Source organism: Natronorubrum aibiense (assembly GCF_009392895.1).
Lineage (GTDB): Archaea > Halobacteriota > Halobacteria > Halobacteriales > Natrialbaceae > Natronorubrum > Natronorubrum aibiense.
Genome location: NZ_CP045488.1, coordinates 574,893 through 594,104, shown reverse-complemented (window position 1 = coordinate 594,104; position 19,212 = coordinate 574,893). Strand labels below are relative to the sequence as shown.

Below are 19,212 nucleotides of genomic sequence, written 5' to 3'. Positions count from 1 at the left end.
GAGTGTTGCTAGGTATCATTACCCTTGCTCCTGCTAGCGGTTTGGCGACAATTGTTGCACTCATGTAGGGGTTTATCTATCATTATAATTCTATACTGACTTGCATGAGTGACATTCGTGGCAACATATCTCACGAAGTGAAATATCGCATACAATTATTAAGATCTCTGTGCGAACCGGCCGGCTCACGAGCAGTCGGTGCGGAGCAGGGGATTTCGGGTGGGGTGACGACCGGTGTCTGACGACACGTCCACGGAAACCGATCGGCGGGATAGCCTCGAGACCGACGGCGGTCGCGACGTCGACTATCTCGGCGCCAAGATCCACATGTTCAAGCCCGCAACGCCGTTCATGCGGGACCACTTGAAGGTGATCTGGGGTCTGTTCGCCGTCTGGATGCTGTTCACGTTCGGGCCGGTGACCGCGACCTGGCTCGCGACGGACTTCATGACGAGCACGCAAGTGCTTGGCTTCCAGTTGCACTACTTCCTGACCGCGATCGGATCGCCAGTCGGTGCGCTCGTCCTGTGTGCCGTCTACGCGTGGCAGCGCGACCAGCTGGACGCCCAGTACGACATCACTCACGAGACCGAAACCGAGGCCGAGGCCGGACAGGCCGTCGCCGCCGACGGTGGTGAGCGCGAATGATCGAGTCAGTTGCGCTCCAGTCCGCAACCGGACTCTTCGACGGTGGATTCAAGCTCATCCCAGCGTTGACGCTTGCGAGTATGCTCGTGCTGTTTCTGGGCGTCGGCTGGTTCTTCCGTGTCGCGTCGGTCGACGACATGTGGGTCGCGGGTCGATCGATCGGGAGCATCGAGAACGGGATGGCGATCGCTGCAAACTGGATGAGCGTCGCCGCCTACCTCGGTGTCGCCTCGCTCGTCGCTTTCCTCGGCTACTTCGGGCTGGCGTATGTCGTCGGCTGGACGACGGGCTATTTCGTCCTGCTGATTTTCATGGCCGCGCAGTTCCGTCGGTTCGGGAAGTACACCGCACCCGACTTCGTCGGCGACCGGTACTACTCCGATCTGGGGCGGGCGATCGCGGCGACGACGACGCTTTTGATCGCGTTCGTCTACATCATCGCTCAGGGGAACGGCCTCGGGCTGATGGCCCAGTACATCTTCGGCGTCTCGTATGAGGTCGGCGTCGTCTTGCTGATGACGATCACGATCGGCTACGTCGCGCTCTCGGGGATGCTCGGCACGACCAAGAACATGACGCTGCAGTACGTCATCCTTATCGGCGCGTTCCTGCTCGGCCTCTATGCGACCGGCTGGACGCAGGGCTGGTCGACGGTCCTGCCGTTCCTCGAGTACGGTTCTCAGTCGACCGAGATCGCGACCGAGATCGATCGGCAGTTCACCGAACCGTTCCAGGACGCGAGCTACTACCACTGGGTCGCCCTCTGTGTGAGCCTGATCGCCGGGACCTGCGGACTACCTCACGTGCTGGTGCGATTCTACACCGCTGACAACGAGCGCAACGCTCGCTGGGGAACCGTCTGGGGGCTGTTTTTCACCCTCCTGCTGTTCCTCGGGACGACCGCCTACGCTGCCTACGGGACCCTGCTCTATCAGGCGAACGTCGGCCCATACACCGAGATGACCGGCACCGAATCCGACACGCTCGTCGTGTTGACGACGCACCTCGCTGGACTGCCCGACTGGCTCGTCGGCATCGTCGCCGCGGGCGCGGTCGCGGCCGGGCTGGCGACGACCGCGGGGCTGTTCATCTCCGCGTCGTCGGCCGCCGCTCACGACATCTACACCAACCTCTACAAGGAGGACGCGACCGCGCGCGAACAGATGATCGTCGGTCGACTGACGATCCTCGGACTCGGTGCGGTCGTCACGTATCTGGCGCTCAATCCGCCGGCGCTCATCGCCGAAGTCGTCGGCATGTCCTTCGCGCTCGCCGGCACCGTCCTGTTCCCGGTGTTCTTCCTCGGTCTCTGGTGGGAAGACGCCACGCGCGAGGGGGCGATCGCCGGGATGTTCGTCGGGCTGTTCTTCGGATTCGGCTCGATCATCAACGAGATCCTCCCGCAGTACGTCGACATGTTCGGCGGCGAGGTCATCAGTACCACGTTCGCGACGATCGTTCCTGCAACGTCGTCGTCGCTCATCGGCGCGCCGGCAGTGATGCTCACGATCGTCGTCGTCTCGCAGTTCACTGAGGACCCGCCGGAGGACGTCAAGCGTCTCGTCCGCCAGTGTCACAGTCCGATGCCGATGGAGACGATGCAGTCCGCGGAAGACGTCGCGACTGACGGCGGTACTCCCGAGGAGGAATAACGATGTACGACACCATACTCATCCCGACCGACGGTAGCGACGTTGCCGAGAACGCCATCGATCATGCGATCGATCTCGCACGCCGGTACGACGCGACGCTCCACGCGCTGTACGTCGTCGACACCGACGCGATCGATATCAGCCTCGGCACCGAACAGGTCGACCGCATCAAAGAGGGCCGATTCGGCGAGATGACTGAACTGCACGACCGGGCCAAAGCGGCGACCAGTACCGTCGCCGAACGGGCCGGCGACGACCTCGAGGTCACCCAATCGATCGAAGCGGGCCAGCCCCATCGCGTGATCAGCGACTACGCGGCCGACAACGACGTTGACCTCGTCGTCATGGGATCGGCCGGACGCGGCGGCGTCCGACGGGCGATCCTCGGCAGCGTTGCCGAACGAACGCTCCGAACTACCCGAGTACCGGTGTTGGTCGTCGATATCCACGACGACTGACGGACAGCAGAGGGACTCGAGTCGCCGTCTATCGGCAATATCCGCGTCAGCTTCCATCCCGAGGGTGATACCCTCCCTCGATATAGAGGGATTCTGACCCTCGATTTCTTACAGGACGGGAAATACAATCTAACTTCAAGTAAATATGTTCCCTACATCCATCTGTAGAGGTGACCGACGATGTCAACAACGACGGAAAACAGATTGGAAAGCCGCTTCGGTGGCGTCATACTCGAGGGTCGACCGCATCACCTGAGCGCGTGGGCGATCGTCGCCCTGCGTCTCATCATGGGATGGGTGATGTTCTCCGCAGGATGGGGCAAACTGACGGGCGGATTTAGCGCGCAGGGCTACCTTGCGAACGTCGATCCGGCGAGTCCGGCGAGCGGACTCTATGGTGCGATGGCCGAAAGCGCCGCGCTGATGGGTGCGATCGACGTGATCGTGCCGATCACGCAGATCTTGATCGGCGTCGCGCTGATCGCCGGCATCTTCGTCCGGCTGGCCGCGCTCGGAGCAGCCACCCAGATGGGGCTGTTCTACTTCGGCAGCTGGGACGTCGCGGGCGGACTGGTCAACAGCCAGCTGGTCTACGCGCTGGTCTTCGTGACTCTCGGTGCGCTGGCCGCCGGCCGCATCCTCGGGCTGGACCGCTACGTCGAGTCTCACCCGATCGTCGAGCGCGTTCCCCAGCTTCGATACCTGCTGGGCTGACACGCGATCTACGCAGTGCAGTCTGACACCGACCCTCGGTTTCGAGACGGCCGACGGCACGACCACGCCGTCCTCACTGTGATTTCGAGTACAGCGCAGTCATCGACAGCTGCTGTTTTGTAACGCCGCCACCGACTCGAGCGCGTCGCCGTCGGTCGAACGTTCAACCGATTTAACTGGTTTCCGACCGATGGGTCGGTATGGCCCTCTCCGATGCCGTCACTGCCGCCGTCGCCGTGCTCCGTCGCCGTCCGGCCGATATCCTGCCGTGGTATCTCCTCGGTGCGTCCGTCCCCGCAGTCGCCCGCGTGATCCCGTTTTTCGCGTTCGTGATCGGTGCTGTCTACCTCGAGGTGACCGGCCGACTCGCGACGATCCGGGACGAACTGTCCGACCTCGAGACCGCGCCGCCGGATCCGAACGCCGATCCCGAGGCAGTCGAGGAGTGGGCGACTGGCTTTGAGCCGGTCCTCGATCAGTTGCTGACTCCGGGACTGGTCGCACTCGTCGGGCTGACGTTCCTGACGACGCTGCTCGTCGGCGTGGTCTTGTACGCGGCCGTCACCGCCGGCCAGCTTTCGACCTGTGCCGCCCGACTGCGAGACGAACGGGGGTTGACCGCCGGTCTTGCGGGTGCTCGACGCTACTGGCTGCGGTTTCTCGGGTTGTACGCCCTCGAGATCCTGCTGTGGATTGTCGTCTTCCTCACGGTCGGGGCGGGGGCTGCGCTCGTCTCCGGACTTCTCGTGGCGGCCACCGGGTCGGTGCTGATCGCTGCACTCGTGGCACTCCCGGTGGGCTTCGTCCTCGTCGCTGCTCTGGCCGTCGTTCGGGCGGTGTTCGCGTTCGCGCCGGTGTCGGTCGTCGTCGACGACGCGACCGTCGTTGGATCGCTGTCGACGACCGTCGCGTTCGTCCGGGCGCGTCCGCTCGAGGCGGGGTTTTACTACGTCGTCTCCGTCGGCACGCTCCTCGCGTTCTCGATCCTGTCGGGTGTGTTCACGCTCGTCGACGTCGTCGCGTTTCCCTCGCTGCTCACCGTCTTTCTCGTCTTTCCCGCCCTCGATCTGTTGAAGACAGCGCTCTACGATGGTTCCCGGGGTCGACTGTCGCCACCGACCATTCCCGACCGATCGATTCGCGCGCAGTTCCGCGACGGCTTCTCTCGCGGCTGGACCGAACTGACGGCGTTCGTCCGCGCGACGCTTGGAACCCACGCAGTCGTCATCGCCCTCGCCGTCGCTGGCTTCTGGGCCGGCTGGACGGCCGCCGAACCGCTCGTCGGCACCGTCGAGACGTCGATCTCGGCACGCCTCGAGGGCCATATCGCGCCCGCGGCGGCCCTCGAGTTCTTCGGCAACAACTGGTTAGTCGCGCTGACGACGGCGCTGTCCGGAGTCGTCCTCGCGATTCCGGCGATTGTCTCGCTGCTGTTCAACGGCGTCTTCATGGGCGTCTACGCGCGTACGGAAGTGGCCCCGATGGAACTACTCGCCTTCGTCGTCCCCCACGGAATCTTCGAGATTCCAGCGATCTTCATCGCGACGGTGCTAGGTGTCCATCTTGGCCTCGCCGGTTGGCGGACCGCCCGCGGTCGAGCGACTCGAGCCAGCCTCGCTGACGCCCTCGAGCGGGCGTTCTGGGTGCTCGTCGGGGTCGGCATCCTGTTGGCGGTCGCAGCAGTGATCGAGGGGTTCGTGAGTCCGTACTATTTTCGGCTGTTCCTCTGAGTCGGCGTTTCGGACACGAGACGGCTCGTCGACCGTTCGGTGGTGCGGGCCAGCGCGCACCACCGAACGGTCGTGTCCGCCTCAGGCTCGATAGGCTTCGAACTCTTCGCCGAACAGGAGAAAGTAGCCCGTGCCGACCAGCCCGATCACCGTTGCGATGGTGAACGCGAGCGTCGGCGAACCGGCCACCAGTTCCTCGCCGGTGACGGGGTTCGATATTCCCGACCAGAGAACGCCACCGAGGGCGGCGCTCGGGATGACGATCAGGTTCCGCAGGAGGTAGTACGTCCCCGTGACGCGACCGCCGGCACCCCGTTCAGCCGGGCCGACGATCAGCGCCTTGTGAGCGGGTAGCCCGGCAAATCGCAGTCCGGAGGCGGCAAAGAGTCCGGCGAGGACGCCCGCGTTCTCGGGGGCCGTGATGAGCAGGACCGGGAAAACCGCGTAGACGGCGAAGCCGACCGAAACGACGGGCTTCAGCCCGACCCGTTCGGCGGCCTTCGCGGCCGGGATCATCACCAGTAAGGCGACGAGCATCTCGAGGCCGAGTAAGATCCCGAAGTACGACTGCGGGCTGAACTCGAGGGTGCCGACCGCTGGAACCGAAAGGGTGAGTCCGACCTCGAGAAATCGGGTGACGACGATGACGAAGAAGACGTAGACCATCCCGTTGCCGAAGCGTACGAGCGTGTCGCCGACTAACAGTGGGCGGAGTTCGTCCGGCATCGCCCGCAGGTCCGCGACGAGCTGGCCGACATCTTCGAACTCCGAGCTCAAACTGTCCGCCTCGGCCTCGTATCGGAAGTGCTGGACGAGCGTCCCGACGATCCCGAACACGAGCGCAACGAGCAGAATGAGCTGGAACGCAAACCGGACGTCGCCGTCACTCGAGCCGAACGGGAAGAACAGCGCGGCGGCGAGCAGTGGCCCGACGAGAAAGGCAGTGCGGCGAAACGTTTCGGTGCTCGCGAAGCCGGCGGCGAGGTGGCTGGGCGCGACCGCCTGCTTGACGATCGCGAAACTCGCTCCGAGTCCGAACGACTTCCAGGCTTGCGCGAGGAGCAGGCCGACGAAAATCGCGACGATGCCGAGCGAGGTCGGGCCGACAGTGACGTCTGCGAGCGCGGGCGCGGCGAGCCAGATGCCGAATCCGAGCGTCGAACACAGCCCGAAGACGGTCAGCGCGTATCGCGAGCCGATCCGATCCGAGATCGCCCCGCCGGGATAGGGGTAAACGGCGCTGATCACGTTACCGAACGTCCCGAACAGGCCGACGACGACCGCCGTCGCGCCCAGCGCGGATAGGTACTCGGCCATGTACCGGCTGGTCATCTGGAAACCGAGGCTGAACGCGAACATCGCCACCGAGAGCACGAGGACGTCACGTTCGAGGGCGAAAAACTGTCGAAACGCGTCGAACGGGTCGGCCTCATCACTGTCCGATGGATTCTGCTCGAGGCTCACAGCGTTTCATTCTAGCTCGATCTGCTTTGCTGTTCCTTTCCGGCAACAGCCGTCTGTCGATGGACTGCCGACAACACTCGAACTGCCCGTTGGCTGGGGAACACCGAACCAATAAAGACCAACGGCTCCGTCGTCAGGCACATGACGACGACGCTCGGAACGGCGAGCGCGAGGCCCGGAGAGATCGATACGGGCCGTCTCGAGGTCGGCGAGACCAGAGACGGCAGCCCCTTCGGTCTTCCCGTCGCCGTAATCAACGGCGAGCGGTCGGGAAAGACCCTCTACATGCAGGCGGCGAGCGACGGCGACGAACTCAACGGCGTCGGCGTACTCCAACGTGTCGTACCGCAACTCGACCCCGCCGAGATCGCCGGCACGATTCTGATCGTTGGGATCGTCAACTACCACGCCTTTCAGGTCGCCGAACACCGAAACCCGATCGACGATACGAAGATGAACCGGGCTTACCCCGGCAACGAGAGCGGTACCTCGAGCGAGCGGATCGCAGCTGCGACGTTCGAGGCTGCGACCCGAGCGGATCTGATTCTCGACCTCCATCAGGGCTCGACCAGTCGCATGATCGACGAAGTCCGGGTCCGCTGTGGGACGCGCCACCGACTCCACAAGGAGTGTCTCGAGCTCGCGAAAGCCTTCGGCTGTGGCTACATTCTGGACCAGAAAGGCCCCGACGGCCAACTCGCGCGCGCGGCCCCGAACGAAGGGATTCCGACCGTCGATCCCGAACTCGGCGGCTGCGTCGGCTGGGACGAAACGAGCATCCAGAAAGGTGTCGAGGGCGTGTTTAACGTCCTCACCTACTACGGCTTTCTCGACGGCGACGTCACGCTCGAGCCCCAGACGCGCGCCCACGGGTTCGAACAGTTTGGGGCCCCGAACGGCGGCCTCGTTCGCTTCCACAAGGAACTGGGCGAGCGCGTCCGCGGCGGCGACCTCCTGTTCGAAGTGACGACCCCCTTCGGCGAGTCGAAAGCCGAGGTGACCGCCGAGCGAAACGGGATCTTCTGGCGCGCCCGCCGACTGCCACAAGTTGCGACGGGCGAGTACGTCTGCTCCGTCGCGACCGACATTGACACATACTGACATGCCATCTGCCCTCTACTGTCCCGCCTGTGATCGCATCTACGATCCCGGCCCCGACGAGCCGTGGCGCTGTGCGTGTGGCCACGCCCTCGAGTTCGAGGATCGACCACGTCCGCAGGGCGACCCGCTCCCCCTCCACCGACTCGACACCAGCGACGGCCTCTGGACGTTCTTCGAGTTCCTTCCGATCGAGAAACACGTCACGTTCCATGAAGGGTTCACGCCGCTCGTCGACGCTCCCGACTGGGACGCAGCGTTCAAACTCGAGTACGTCTTTCCGACGGGCTCGTTCAAAGACCGCGGCGCGACGACGACGCTCTCTCGAGCCGTCGAACTGGGCGTCGAGAAGGTGATCGAAGACTCCTCGGGCAACGCTGGGGCGGCGATTGCGACATACGCGGCTCGGGCGGGCCTCGAGGCGGATATCTACGTCCCCGCGGATGTCAAACAGTCGAAACTGATGGCGATCCAGCGGGCCGGCGCTCGTCCGGTCCGTATCGAAGGGAGCCGACAGGACGTCACCGACGCCTGCCTCGAGGCCGTCGAAGGCGGGACACACCAGACCTCGGACGCCGAGAACCGCGACGCCCCGCGCCAGACGGGCGCGGGCTGGTACGCCAGCCACGCCTGGAACCCGGCCTTTTATGCGGGTACGATGACGTTCGCGTTCGAGGTTGCGGCCCAGCGGGGCTGGACCGTGCCCGACGCTCTCGTGCTCCCGATCGGCCACGGGACGCTGTTTCTCGGTGCCTATCGTGGGTTTACGCTGCTCAACGAGGCCGGGATCGTCGACGGGCTGCCGCGACTGCTCGGCGCACAGGCGGCGGGGTACGCCCCCATCGTCGACGCACTCGGCGGCCGAACGATCGCCGCGGACGACGCCGACACCGACATCGCCGACGGCATTCAGATCGCTGAGCCGGCCCGCAAAGACGAAATTCTCGCGGCGATCGACGAAACCGACGGCGACGCCATCGCGCTGGGCCCCAATCCCGTCGAGAGCGCGCTCGATCGACTCCACCGTGGCGGCTTCTACGTCGAGCCGACCTGCGCCGTCGCACCCGCCGCGCTCGAGGCGTACCGCGAGGCCGACACGCTCGCCGACGACGCCGATGTCGTCGTCCCGCTGACCGGAAGCGGATTGAAAACCCTATGAGCACCGAGCACTGACGGTGCGGTAGATGGTCAGTCGTCCAGCCGACTACTGTCCTCGCTGTGGCACCTCGCTCGAGACGATCACCTTCGACGCCCGCGAGCGCAGACGCTGTCCGACCTGTGAGGACGTGGTCTGGCACAACCCGGTCCCCTGTGCGAGTGTCGCGGTCGTCGACCGGTTGCGACCGGAGCCGGCGGTGCTCTGCGTCGAACGGGCCGTTCCGCCGGGCGTCGGCGAGTGGACGCTCCCCGGCGGCCACATGGAGGTCGGCGAAGAACCCGCGGCTGCTGCCGTCCGCGAACTCGAGGAGGAAACGGGCGTTACCGTCGCGCCCGACGTCCTCGAGATTCTCGGCGCAGCATCGATGCCGCCTCGAGACGGCAAGCACGTGACGACGATCCACTACGTTGCCGACCGGGCTAATGCGACCGGCGAGCCGATGGCCGGCAGCGACGCGAGCGCGGCCCGCTTTTGGTCTCCGGCAGCCTTCGACGCCTCCGGGGAGACGTTCCGCCCGATTCACGAACGGCGGTTCCGGGCCGCGGCCACCTATTTCGAGTAACTCGACCCGCCCGACGCTCGAGCCGCCAGCCGATGAGCGGCGAAACCCGACATTCCTTTACTTGCCCCCTGAATACGGGCGGGTATGTTCCTCTCCCTACGCGCGGAGGTCGAGGCCGCCCTCGAGGAGGCACTCGCAGCGCTCGACTTCCCGACGGACGATCTCGGGATCGAAGAACCGCCGGAAGACGTGCCGAGCGTGCTCGCCTCGAGCGTCGCGTTCCGACTCGCCGGCGAGGCCGGAGCCCCACCGCCACAGGTCGCAGGCCAGCTCGCAAACGAAATCGACGTCGACGACCTGACCTACGTCTCCGAGGTACAGACGCAGGGCCCGTATCTCAACTTCCTGCCGAGTGACGCCTACTTCGCCGACACTCTCGCGACCGCGACCGAGGAGACCTACGGCGAACTCGAGGATCGCGAAGAGTCCGTCGTCGTCGAACACACGAGCGCGAACCCGACCGGCCCGGTTCACGTCGGCCGCGCACGCAACCCGATCATCGGCGACGCGGTCGCGAACCTGCTCGACGCCGCTGGCTACGACGTCGAACGCCACTACTACGTCAACGACGCTGGCCGGCAGATGGCCGTCTTCACCTGGGCGTACGAAACGTTCGACGAGGACGACCTCGAGGACGACCCCGAACGCGACCGCATCGAGTACGACCTCGTTCGGTACTACCGCAAGGGGAACGCCTACCTCGAGAACGCCGCCGAAAGCGAGGTCGAAGCGGCCGAAGCCGAGATCGAGTCGATCATGCAGGGCCTCGAGGCCGGCGACGAGGAGGCCTACGAGCGCGTCAGCGAGGTCGTCGATCAGGTGCTCTCGGGCATGAAAGCCTGTCTCGGCCGGTTGCCCGCGGAGTTCGACGAGTTCGTCAAGGAGACGCGGTTTATGCGAAACGGCGATACCGACGACCTCGTCGCCCGCCTCAAAGAACTCGACGAGGCCGTCTACGAGGAAGACGCCTGGCAGCTCGAACTCGACGACCACGGTATCGACAAGAACCTCGTCTTCCTGCGCTCGGATGGTACCTCGCTGTACGCGACCCGCGATCTGGCCCACCACGAGTGGAAGTTCGACAACTACGATCGCGCAGTGACGGTGCTCGGCGAGGACCACAAACTGCAGGCCAAACAGCTTCGCACCACACTCGAGTTACTGGACAACGACACTGACGGGCTCCAGCAAGTGCTCTACTCCTACGTTAACCTGCCCGAAGGGAAGATGTCCACTCGACGAGGTACCGGCGTCGATCTAGACGACCTGTTGGACGAGGCGATCGACCGCGCCCGCGAGGAAGTCGAAGACCGACTCGAGGACCGCCTTCGCGACGACGACCTCGATACGGACGACATCGAACGCATCGCCCACCAGGTCGGCATCGGCGCGGTCCGCTACGACATCGTCTCCAAGCAGCCGACGAAAGCGATCACCTTCGAGTGGGAGCGGGCGCTCGATTTCGAGGCCCAGTCCGCGCCGTACGTCCAGTACGTCCACGCGCGCTGTTGTGGCATTCTCGAGGAAGCCGGCCTCGATCCCGAGGCCGACCTCGCGACTCAGGACGTCGAACTCGAGGCACTCGAGGCCGACCTGCTCGACACCGACGCGGAACGGGACCTCCTAGAGACGATCGCCCGGTTCCCGGCGGTCGTCGACGAGGCGGCCGACGACCTCGAACCGCACCAGATCGCGACCTACACGCGCGAGTTCGCCGATCGGTTCAACGGCTTCTACCGGGAGTGTCCAGTGCTCGCCGACGACGTCGACCCGGACGTTCGGGCGGCCCGACTCGCGCTCGTGGCTGCGTCGAAACACACCGTCGCGAACGCGCTGTCGATCCTCGGCGTCGAACCGCCGCGGTCGATGTAGGCAATCTCCGGACACCTATCGTAGCCACTGAACGTCATGCCCCCCTGATCGCACGGCAACTGTGCGATCAGGTGTGAATCGTTTCAGTTGGTACTATACCTCCGACACGCACGCCTGCATCGCTGCGACCCGAGCGAAGCCGCTCGAGCGGCGGATGCACCGCTTTCGGTCGTCGGTTGAAAAATCACGTCAGCGGGAAGCGGCTCAATCGTCAGTACGTCGTCTCGGTTCCCCGAATTTTCTCGAGCAACTCCGCTCTCGTCAGCGAGCCCTCACGGTACTCGGTGATCCACTGGACGGCAATGCCGTACGAGACGACCTTCTCCCCGTCGTGTTTGATGAAGAGTGCGATCGTTTCGATGTGGTCGGTGAACGTCTCGAGGTCGACGATTCCCTCGTCGACGTCGTCGGCGAACGACTTGAGTTCTTCGGCGAGTGTCTCCTCGTCGGTCGTCTCGGTGTCGACGACGATGGTGACGATCTCGCCCTCGCGTTCGATCGTCGACACCGACACCGTCTCGCTGTCGAGTTCGAACTTGTCTCTCTCGAATCCGGGAATCTCGTCGTCAGCCAGGTCGTCGTTGTCACCGGCCTTGTCCTCGTCCGTCTTGTCCTTGTCACCGGTTTTGTCCGTCTCGTCGGGCTCGCCCTCAGTTCCGGTCCCGTCCTCGTCGGACTCGTCGTCAGTGGGAGAGTTCGATCCGGTATCGTCGCTCGTTTCGTCGCTGGAACAGCCGGCCAGTATGGTCGCGAGCGCGGCACCACCGCCAAGGAGTACGTTTCGTCGCTCCATGCTCGTGCCATCGATCCTGTCTGTGTTTAGTAATCAGATCGTTACTGTCATTTTCTCGTGACTGTCTGGGATTGAGTACAGTACGACCGCCAGCCGGCGTCGTCACCAGTCGAAGAACGTTGCTGACGGCGGTCGTCGCCCGACCTGTGAACCAGTATGCGTCGGCTACCCGTCCGTCTGCACTGCGGTTCGTTCAGCAGTTACGATGGTGCTCGAGACAGTCTCACGCACGAAATCGCCAACGTAGGGACCAGTTACCAGCGAGACGAACCGCCGTGGGTCGAGTCAGGAGTCGGATTCGGCTTCCGTGATCGCACTCGAGACGTCGTCGTGTGCGGCTTCTCGCTCGCCGTCGTTGCCGACCGCCGATTCGGTATCGGAGTCGTCCGCGGTTTCTTCACCCAGTTCGATTGCCTCGTCGGCTGTCGACTCAGCGTCGGGAACGTCGACCCCGGCCAGATCGCCCGCGAGCTGTCGGTAGGCGGCGGCAGCGGGGCCGTCTGGTTCGTAGACGACCAGCGGCGTCCCGGCGTAGACGCTCTCGCGGGCCGTGGCGTCTTCCGGGATCGTTCCCAGCAGGGTGGTCTCGAGACGGGTGGCGATCTCCTCGTGGGAGATGTCGCTGTCGGGCAACGTGCGAGTGAGGACGAGTCCGGCGACCGAGCCGCCAGCCCGTTCGGTCAACTCAAGGGTCTTCTTCGAGTCGTGGACGGCCGCCGGTTCGGGCGTCGACACGAGGATGACGGCGTCGGCGAGTCCCAGCGGGAGGACAGTTTCGTGATTGACGCCCGCGCCGACGTCGAGAAAGACGTAGTCGAATCGATCTCGAAGCTCCGCGACGACCTCGCGGAGTCCTTCCGGGGAGGTGTCGGCGTACTCGTCGAGGCTGGTGCCGCTTGGTACGGCGACGATGTTATCCGTGATACTGTAGGTGGCGTCGTCGACCGATGCCGCTCCGGACAACACGTCGTGGAGCGTCATCGAGTCGGGGCTCAGACTGACGAACCCAGCGAGGTTCGCCATCCCGAGGTCGGTATCAACGATGGCGACACGTTTGCCGGCCTCCGCCAGCGCCGTCCCGAGATTGACCGTCGTCGTCGTCTTTCCGACGCCCCCTTTCCCGCTCGCGATCGCATAGACCGTCTCGTGAGACATACTGGAGTACTGTCCGGACAGTCTCACGGGAACACCTTAAATCGTCACCTCAACTCCCGATGCATGGTAGTTCGCCGACACGTCCGTGTCGGGGACGGAGCAGTCCGCTCCGTCGGTGCTCTCGAGTCGACCGGTGGCTCCCCACACGCCGTAAGTACCGGTCGTCTGGGCGAGTCATACGGATTGCTGTAACTGTGTACCGTCGATCGCCAGCACGGGTCGGCGATCGGCGGTAATTGACGACAGTAAACCGTATCAATCGTCGACAGGTGTGTCAAAGGATTCTTACCCACAGCACCGTTTTGTACGGGTAATGAGCCAGGAGGGCGATCAGGAGCAATCCGACCGGAAAAAATACGAGTTCCGGAAGGTCATCGAAGATCTCAAAGATTTCGATGGCTCCGGCACACAGCTCGTGACGATCTACATTCCCGAGGACCGACAGATCAGTGACGTCGTCACCCACGTCACACAGGAACACAGCGAAGCGGCCAACATCAAGTCCAAACAGACTCGAACGGCCGTTCAGGACGCGCTGACCAGCATCAAAGACCGGCTCCGGTACTACGATACCTATCCGCCGGAGAACGGAATGGTGTTGTTTTCGGGTGCCGTCGACTCCGGCGGCGGCCGGACCGAGATGGTCACGAAGGTCTTAGAGAGTCCACCCCAGCCCATCGAGTCGTTCCGCTATCACTGCGACTCGGATTTCCTCACCGAACCGCTCGAGCACATGCTGGCCGATCAGGGGTTGTACGGCCTGATCGTCCTCGATCGCCGCGAGGCCAACGTCGGCTGGTTGAAAGGCAAACGTATCGAAGCCGTCAAGTCCGCCTCTTCGCTCGTCCCCGGCAAACAGCGTAAAGGTGGCCAGTCCGCCCAGCGTTTCGCTCGACTGCGACTCGAGGCCATCGACAACTTCTATCAGGAGGTCGCGGGGATGGCAAACGATCTGTTTGTCCCCAAACGCCACGAACTCGACGGCATCCTCGTCGGCGGTCCCTCGCCGACCAAAGACGAGTTCCTCGACGGTGACTACCTCCACCACGAGATTCAGGACAACGTCATCGGGAAGTTCGACGTCGCCTACACCGACGAGTCCGGCCTGAAGGACTTAGTCGATAACGCCGAAGACGCGCTGGCCGACGCCGAGGTGATGAAGGACAAACAGGAGATGGAGGAGTTCTTCAAGGAACTCAACGCGGGCGACCTCGCAACCTACGGGTTCGAGCAGACCCGCCGCAATCTCATGATGGGGGCCGTCGATCGACTCCTCATCAGCGAGGACCTCCGAAAGGACGTCATCGTCTACGACTGTGAGGCCTGTGGAAACACGGACTACGAGGTGCTCGACCGGCGCAAATCGACGCCCGAGCACACATGCAGCGAGTGTGGCACCGAGATCGAAGCGACGGACGACGACCGCGAGGACGCGATCGACCACCTCATCGAAATCGCTGAACAGCGAGGCACCGAAACCAAGTTCATCTCGACGGACTTCGAGAAAGGCGAACAGCTCTACAACGCTTTCGGCGGCTTCGCCGGAATCTTGCGCTACAGTACCGGCGTCTAAGCACCCTCCTGATCGTCCTCATCACGACGGGCACGCCTGCTCTCGAGTCTCGATCACAGCGTCCCCCGGAGATACACCGCATCGTCGGTGATTTTCTCGATACTTCCCTCGTCGAGCGGGTGTGCCTCGTCGCTTCGCGTCGCCCACCCGAGTTTCGCTTTGATCGTCTCGAGTAGCGTCGGGTTCGGCTCGACGTACCCGTAGCCGTCACGGACGTCGACGAGGCGACCGACCGTAGTGCCGTCCGTGTTCAGGACCAGTTTTCCTTCATCGGCTTTGGTGAGTGCGTCTTCGGGCATTGCTGATGAACTCGCCGTCTGCATACCACCCGCCGTCTGCATACTACCCGCCGTCTGCATCCCGTTCGAACCAGGCTATCTCCGGAAACCGAACCACCGGCACCATGGCTGCGCGAGTAATAAAGCGCGGAAATCGTTTCCAAGGGCCACGGTCCCCTTACACGCCGCCCGACCGATCAGCGGCGAGTATGGTCAGCTTACGTCCGGTTTCGTCGTTCGATTTCGGCCGTGCTCGAGCACAACAGAAGGGTTATACTGGTAGTCACGTATTACCACTCGATCAATGGCCGAATCCCCGCCGCTCGCCGCGTCGTTCGACGATCCGCGAATTACGTCGCAGTTCGCGCGTCGCGTGACCGGTCCGGCAGGCACCTGCCACCTTCTTGGCGTCGTCCACGACCACCCGGCGAGCGTTGCGCGCGTCGAAACCGTCCTCGAGTCGGTCGACCCCGACGTGCTCGCCCTCGAACTCCCGGCGGCAGCCCTCCCGCTGTATCGTGCCTACGCCCGCGAGGCCACGGCCGAGGCCCCGCCGCGCTTCGGCGGCGAAATGAGCGCGGCGATCAACGCGGCGCCCGCCGCGACGACTGTCGGCATCGATGCCCCGAACTGGTCGTTTCTGCGACGCCTTGTGACACGACTGATCGCCGACCGCGTCTCGCCGTCGACGGCTCGCCGCGTCATCTCGAGTCTACGCGGCGCGACACAGGAAGCGCTGACCTGTCGGCTCGCCGCGACGCTGACTCACGCGACGTCAATGACTGTCGCCTGCGACGACCCGATCGAGTACGACTGCGAGGCCGACGCTCCACCGGCCGAACAGGCCGCCCACGAGCGGTCACACGTTGCCAGCGTACAGGCCTTGCTCGGTAGCATCCAGACGGACGACAGCGCACTCACCTATCGCGACGAAACTCGCGAACGGTGTATGATTGACCGCCTCGAGGAACTTCGAGCGACGACCGACGGACCCATCGTCGCCGTCGTCGGTGTCGACCACCTCGAGACGATCACAGACGCACTCTCATGCGATAGTCGCGAATGAGAAACACAACGAATCGCTCGAGTGGCTGGCACACAGTGTGGTCGTCACTCGGCGTCACTGCCGAAGCGACGAGATACAGTTCCAGCAGTACGTAAACGTCTGATCGCCCTCGTTTCGGACGCCGCAGTGGGGACAGCGGATCGTCTCCCCGTCGAACTCGAGGTCGTGATCGTCGGCGTCTTCCTCGGGTTCGACGTCGTCGGCCGCGTTCGGATATCGGTCGGGCCCGGGTGACGCCCGCGGGCTTGCACGGTTCGGTTCGGCGAACGAAGGCGACCCCGCGTCGTCGTTCCCTCGTACGTACAGAAAGTACAGTAACAGGTGGAGGAGGGCAAACAGCAGTATGTAGCCGACGAGCCAGCCCCAGAGCTCCATCATCATGCTATAGGTTCTCAAGACACTTGGCTATTCCCTGAGTTCGGATCCACGGACAATAGTGTCTTGATGACGGTGCCGTCCGTCTATAAATCGCGACCGAACTCGTCGAAGACCTCGAGGTCGTCGGGGAGATCGTACTCGATGTGGCGCTGTTCCTGTCGGTTGACGCCGGCGTCGTCGAGTGGTGTCGCGACGTCCTCCCAGCCGGGTTTGATCTTGACGCTTTTGGCCGGTGCGCCGATCGCGATGTGATGGGCGGGAACGTCGTGCTGGACGATCCCACGAGCGCCGACGATGGCGTTTTCGCCGACCTTGCAGCCGGCACGAACCATCGCGTCGTAGGTGAGTCGCACGTCGTCTTCGACGATCGTGTGGTAGTTGCGTACCTCTGTCTGGTCGACGACGTCGTGGTCGTGGCTGTAGATGTGGACGCCGTCGGAAACCGAGACGCGGTCGCCGATCGTGAGTTTTCCGCGATCGTCTAGGTGGACGTCGTCGTGGACGACGGTGTTGTCGCCGATCGTGATGTTGTGCCCGTAGGTGAACGTGACGCCCTTGAAAAACCGGCAGTTGTCGCCACACTCCTCGAAGAGGTGGTCGGCGAGCATCCGACGGAATCGCAGGGCGAACTCGACGTTGTCCGCAATCGGGAGGCTGTCGAACTGTCGCCACAGCCATTGGAGGTGTTTCGAGCGACGGAACTCGGCTTCGTCTTTCTCGGCGTAGTACTCGCTCTCGAGGGTGGTGTTACAGGGGTCGTAACTCTGCAAGCGGACGCGCTCGGCCGGCGAGACGTCGCCGCCGTTCTGCCAGTGGTCGTATGCCTCGCGGTCGCCCGACAGGTCGATTAGGACGTCTTCGACGACCGAACAGGTGTCTTCGTCGCTCGCCAGTCGTCGGTCGACCTCGTCAATGAACTCGCGCATTCCCGTCTCCGCCTCGTCAGGGAGAGAGACGTACCGCTTTGTCATACTCCGACGTATTGCCCGCCGAGTTGATAGGGGTTCGGTTGTGCGGACGGCTTGCCGGACGTTATCCGGATGTCGACTTCGGCCGCCGACAGCTCTCACGAGCGCTGAGTGTGGTTTCATCGTGTTCGTCCCGAAATCGACGCCAATCACTGCGAACCGCAAACGCTCAATCCGGCGTCGGCCGTGTCTGTCGGCACACGCGCCTGTGGCACTCGGTGTGGCGAGGTCTGCCCCTAGGACAGCCAACCACAAGCCGGCGGATCTCGTCCTCGAGTACGACCAGCCTCGAGTCGACGTCGTTCTTCGAGCGACCCCGGGACTTCGGGCAGCCAGAGTCGAGTGCAGTCGACCGACGACCAACCGCGTTCGACGGACAGCTACCGTCGCTGACGCCGGCAACATAGCCCGGTATCGCTGACGAAATCGACAATCGTTAAGTGCGCCGATCCGGAGACACCGAACGGATGTCGACTGATCGATGGAGTCCGGGTATGACGACGATCCGTACTCGCTGGCAGAATCTCGAGCGGGACTGGCAAAGCGTCGCCGTCAGTGCGGTGATCGTCGCCCTGACGGCCGGCCTCGAGATACAGATTCCTTGGTAGCGACATGTCCGCCTACCGGCTCTTTCCGGGGCTCGTCGCGCTCTGCCTTGGTGCACTCGCCGCGCGAGCCATCGGGCTGACCGCTGGCGTCAATCACCTGCTCGTCGCCATCGCACTCGGCTTCGCGCTGGCGAACGGTCCTGGCGTGCCCGACCGCCTCGAGCCGGGAATCGCGACTCACAAGCTTTGGCTGGGGGCCGGAATCGTCCTCATGGGCGCGTCGCTGACGCTCGAGACGATCCTCGAGGTCGGCGGCACCGTCCTCCTTGTTGTCGTGCTCGTCACTGCCCTCACGATCAGCGTCGTCGAAGCGCTCTCGCGGAACGTCTTCGGACTCGCCGATCGCCTCGGCTCGTTGCTCGCAGCGGGGGCTGGGATCTGTGGCGTGTCGGCCGTCGTCGCGGTCGCCGGAGCGATCCGCGCCCGCGAAGACCAGATCGCCTACGCGGCGGCGACGGTCCTGTTGTTCGACGCGATCACGATCGTCGTCTACCCGATCCTCGGCGACCTGCTCGGGCTTTCGGACGTCGTCTTCGGCGTCTGGGCCGGCGTCAGCATGTTCTCGACGGGGCCAGTCGTCGCGGTCGGCTTCGCCCACTCCGAGGTCGCCGGCCAATGGGCGACGATGACGAAACTCTCGCGAAACGCCTTGATCGGCGTCGTGGTCCTCGTCTATGCGAGTTATTATGCCCAGCGCGGCGAGGGTGGACGCCCATCCGTGCAGTTGCTCTGGGCGGAGTTCCCGAAGTTCGTCCTCGGATTCATCGCGCTCGTCGTGCTGGCGAGTGCGGGCGTGTTCTCGCCGGCCCAACAGACCGCGCTCGAGAACGCCTACAACTGGCTGTTCGTGCTCGCGTTCGTCGGACTGGGAACCGAAATTCGTCTCGATGGGCTCCGCAACACCGGTGTGACGCCAGCGATCGTCGTCTTGGTATCGCTACTTATCGTCAGCGCATTCTCGCTCGTGCTGCTCGTGATATTGTTCTCGTGACGGCGTTCGACGGACCGTCGATCGTTGGAGATTCCGGAAACAATT

Annotated in this window: 18 protein-coding genes; 12 read left to right on the top strand and 6 right to left on the bottom strand. The window is 63.8% G+C overall.

Translation table 11 applies throughout. From position 1 onward, the window contains the following. The first annotated feature begins 234 nt into the window (after positions 1-234). From GCU68_RS02975 to GCU68_RS02955, 5 genes are all read left to right on the top strand, one after another. Positions 235-648 carry a DUF4212 domain-containing protein gene (locus GCU68_RS02975; RefSeq protein WP_152938975.1) on the top strand — a complete coding sequence of 138 codons (414 nt, stop codon included), beginning with the start codon at positions 235-237 and terminating at the stop codon, positions 646-648. Next, a complete protein-coding gene (locus GCU68_RS02970) occupies positions 645-2,300 on the top strand; it encodes a sodium:solute symporter family transporter (protein WP_152938974.1) in 1,656 nt (551 codons plus the stop codon). The genes GCU68_RS02975 and GCU68_RS02970 overlap by 4 nt, the downstream gene beginning before the upstream one ends. Positions 2,301-2,302: 2 nt before the next feature. Further along, on the top strand, positions 2,303-2,758 hold the full coding sequence (locus tag GCU68_RS02965; RefSeq protein WP_152938973.1) for a universal stress protein: 456 nt from the start codon (positions 2,303-2,305) through the stop codon (positions 2,756-2,758). A gap of 180 nt (positions 2,759-2,938) precedes the next feature. Beyond that, positions 2,939-3,472, top strand: a complete 534-nt coding sequence (locus GCU68_RS02960) for a DoxX family protein (protein ID WP_152938972.1) — start codon at positions 2,939-2,941, stop codon at positions 3,470-3,472. Positions 3,473-3,672: 200 nt separating this feature from the next. Beyond that, entirely contained in the window at positions 3,673-5,202 is a 1,530-nt protein-coding gene (locus GCU68_RS02955) for a stage II sporulation protein M (RefSeq protein WP_152938971.1), read from the top strand. Between the two features lie 81 nt (positions 5,203-5,283). On the opposite strand, the gene GCU68_RS02950 is transcribed toward GCU68_RS02955, so the two are convergent. After that, positions 5,284-6,666 (bottom strand): MFS transporter, encoded by a 1,383-nt coding sequence (locus GCU68_RS02950; RefSeq protein WP_152938970.1) that lies wholly within the window; start codon positions 6,664-6,666, stop codon positions 5,284-5,286. Between the two features lie 141 nt (positions 6,667-6,807). Here GCU68_RS02950 and GCU68_RS02945 point away from each other — a divergent pair, with 141 nt between their 5' ends. The 4 genes from GCU68_RS02945 (at position 6,808) to argS (ending at position 11,357) form a co-directional block, all read left to right on the top strand. After that, positions 6,808-7,767: a succinylglutamate desuccinylase/aspartoacylase family protein gene (locus GCU68_RS02945; protein WP_152938969.1), complete on the top strand. Its 960-nt coding sequence runs from the start codon at positions 6,808-6,810 to the stop codon at positions 7,765-7,767. A gap of 1 nt (position 7,768) precedes the next feature. Continuing rightward, positions 7,769-8,923: a pyridoxal-phosphate dependent enzyme gene (locus GCU68_RS02940; RefSeq protein WP_152938968.1), complete on the top strand. Its 1,155-nt coding sequence runs from the start codon at positions 7,769-7,771 to the stop codon at positions 8,921-8,923. A gap of 25 nt (positions 8,924-8,948) precedes the next feature. Beyond that, on the top strand, positions 8,949-9,485 hold the full coding sequence (locus GCU68_RS02935) for an NUDIX domain-containing protein (RefSeq protein ID WP_152938967.1): 537 nt from the start codon (positions 8,949-8,951) through the stop codon (positions 9,483-9,485). An 84-nt stretch (positions 9,486-9,569) separates the two neighbouring features. Then, complete coding sequence (gene argS / locus GCU68_RS02930; protein ID WP_152938966.1) at positions 9,570-11,357, top strand: arginine--tRNA ligase; 1,788 nt, start codon at positions 9,570-9,572, stop codon at positions 11,355-11,357. Between the two features lie 211 nt (positions 11,358-11,568). On the opposite strand, the gene GCU68_RS02925 is transcribed toward argS, so the two are convergent. Continuing rightward, positions 11,569-12,150: a hypothetical protein gene (locus GCU68_RS02925; protein WP_152938965.1), complete on the bottom strand. Its 582-nt coding sequence runs from the start codon at positions 12,148-12,150 to the stop codon at positions 11,569-11,571. Positions 12,151-12,435: 285 nt separating this feature from the next. After that, positions 12,436-13,305 carry a cell division ATPase MinD gene (gene minD, locus GCU68_RS02920; protein WP_152938964.1) on the bottom strand — a complete coding sequence of 290 codons (870 nt, stop codon included), beginning with the start codon at positions 13,303-13,305 and terminating at the stop codon, positions 12,436-12,438. 313 nt (positions 13,306-13,618) lie between these two features. On the opposite strand from minD, the gene prf1 reads away from it, so the two are divergent. Continuing rightward, positions 13,619-14,878, top strand: a complete 1,260-nt coding sequence (gene prf1, locus GCU68_RS02915; RefSeq protein ID WP_152938963.1) for a peptide chain release factor aRF-1 — start codon at positions 13,619-13,621, stop codon at positions 14,876-14,878. 53 nt (positions 14,879-14,931) lie between these two features. On the opposite strand, the gene GCU68_RS02910 is transcribed toward prf1, so the two are convergent. After that, positions 14,932-15,177: a PRC-barrel domain containing protein gene (locus GCU68_RS02910; protein WP_152938962.1), complete on the bottom strand. Its 246-nt coding sequence runs from the start codon at positions 15,175-15,177 to the stop codon at positions 14,932-14,934. 283 nt (positions 15,178-15,460) lie between these two features. Between GCU68_RS02910 and GCU68_RS02905 the strand changes: the two genes are divergently transcribed. Further along, positions 15,461-16,222: a hypothetical protein gene (locus GCU68_RS02905; protein ID WP_152938961.1), complete on the top strand. Its 762-nt coding sequence runs from the start codon at positions 15,461-15,463 to the stop codon at positions 16,220-16,222. A gap of 54 nt (positions 16,223-16,276) precedes the next feature. Here GCU68_RS02905 and GCU68_RS02900 read toward each other — a convergent pair whose 3' ends face one another. Continuing rightward, complete coding sequence (locus tag GCU68_RS02900; RefSeq protein WP_152943552.1) at positions 16,277-16,597, bottom strand: DUF7577 domain-containing protein; 321 nt, start codon at positions 16,595-16,597, stop codon at positions 16,277-16,279. Positions 16,598-16,683: 86 nt separating this feature from the next. Then, complete coding sequence (locus tag GCU68_RS02895; RefSeq protein WP_152938960.1) at positions 16,684-17,571, bottom strand: acyltransferase; 888 nt, start codon at positions 17,569-17,571, stop codon at positions 16,684-16,686. Positions 17,572-18,180: 609 nt separating this feature from the next. On the opposite strand from GCU68_RS02895, the gene GCU68_RS02890 reads away from it, so the two are divergent. Beyond that, positions 18,181-19,167 carry a YeiH family protein gene (locus GCU68_RS02890; protein WP_152938959.1) on the top strand — a complete coding sequence of 329 codons (987 nt, stop codon included), beginning with the start codon at positions 18,181-18,183 and terminating at the stop codon, positions 19,165-19,167. The last annotated feature ends 45 nt before the right edge of the window (positions 19,168-19,212 follow it).

Coding starts and splice junctions, on each gene's coding strand:
- GCU68_RS02970 (WP_152938974.1), top strand. CDS start 645: ATGATCGAGTCAGTTGCGCTCCAGTCCGCAACCGGACTCTTCGACGGT.
- GCU68_RS02965 (WP_152938973.1), top strand. CDS start 2,303: ATGTACGACACCATACTCATCCCGACCGACGGTAGCGACGTTGCCGAG.
- GCU68_RS02960 (WP_152938972.1), top strand. CDS start 2,939: ATGTCAACAACGACGGAAAACAGATTGGAAAGCCGCTTCGGTGGCGTC.
- GCU68_RS02955 (WP_152938971.1), top strand. CDS start 3,673: ATGGCCCTCTCCGATGCCGTCACTGCCGCCGTCGCCGTGCTCCGTCGC.
- GCU68_RS02945 (WP_152938969.1), top strand. CDS start 6,808: ATGACGACGACGCTCGGAACGGCGAGCGCGAGGCCCGGAGAGATCGAT.
- GCU68_RS02940 (WP_152938968.1), top strand. CDS start 7,769: ATGCCATCTGCCCTCTACTGTCCCGCCTGTGATCGCATCTACGATCCC.
- GCU68_RS02935 (WP_152938967.1), top strand. CDS start 8,949: ATGGTCAGTCGTCCAGCCGACTACTGTCCTCGCTGTGGCACCTCGCTC.
- argS (WP_152938966.1), top strand. CDS start 9,570: ATGTTCCTCTCCCTACGCGCGGAGGTCGAGGCCGCCCTCGAGGAGGCA.
- GCU68_RS02925 (WP_152938965.1), bottom strand. CDS start 12,150: ATGGAGCGACGAAACGTACTCCTTGGCGGTGGTGCCGCGCTCGCGACC.
- minD (WP_152938964.1), bottom strand. CDS start 13,305: ATGTCTCACGAGACGGTCTATGCGATCGCGAGCGGGAAAGGGGGCGTC.
- prf1 (WP_152938963.1), top strand. CDS start 13,619: ATGAGCCAGGAGGGCGATCAGGAGCAATCCGACCGGAAAAAATACGAG.
- GCU68_RS02910 (WP_152938962.1), bottom strand. CDS start 15,177: ATGCCCGAAGACGCACTCACCAAAGCCGATGAAGGAAAACTGGTCCTG.
- GCU68_RS02905 (WP_152938961.1), top strand. CDS start 15,461: ATGGCCGAATCCCCGCCGCTCGCCGCGTCGTTCGACGATCCGCGAATT.
- GCU68_RS02900 (WP_152943552.1), bottom strand. CDS start 16,597: ATGGAGCTCTGGGGCTGGCTCGTCGGCTACATACTGCTGTTTGCCCTC.
- GCU68_RS02895 (WP_152938960.1), bottom strand. CDS start 17,571: ATGACAAAGCGGTACGTCTCTCTCCCTGACGAGGCGGAGACGGGAATG.
- GCU68_RS02890 (WP_152938959.1), top strand. CDS start 18,181: ATGTCCGCCTACCGGCTCTTTCCGGGGCTCGTCGCGCTCTGCCTTGGT.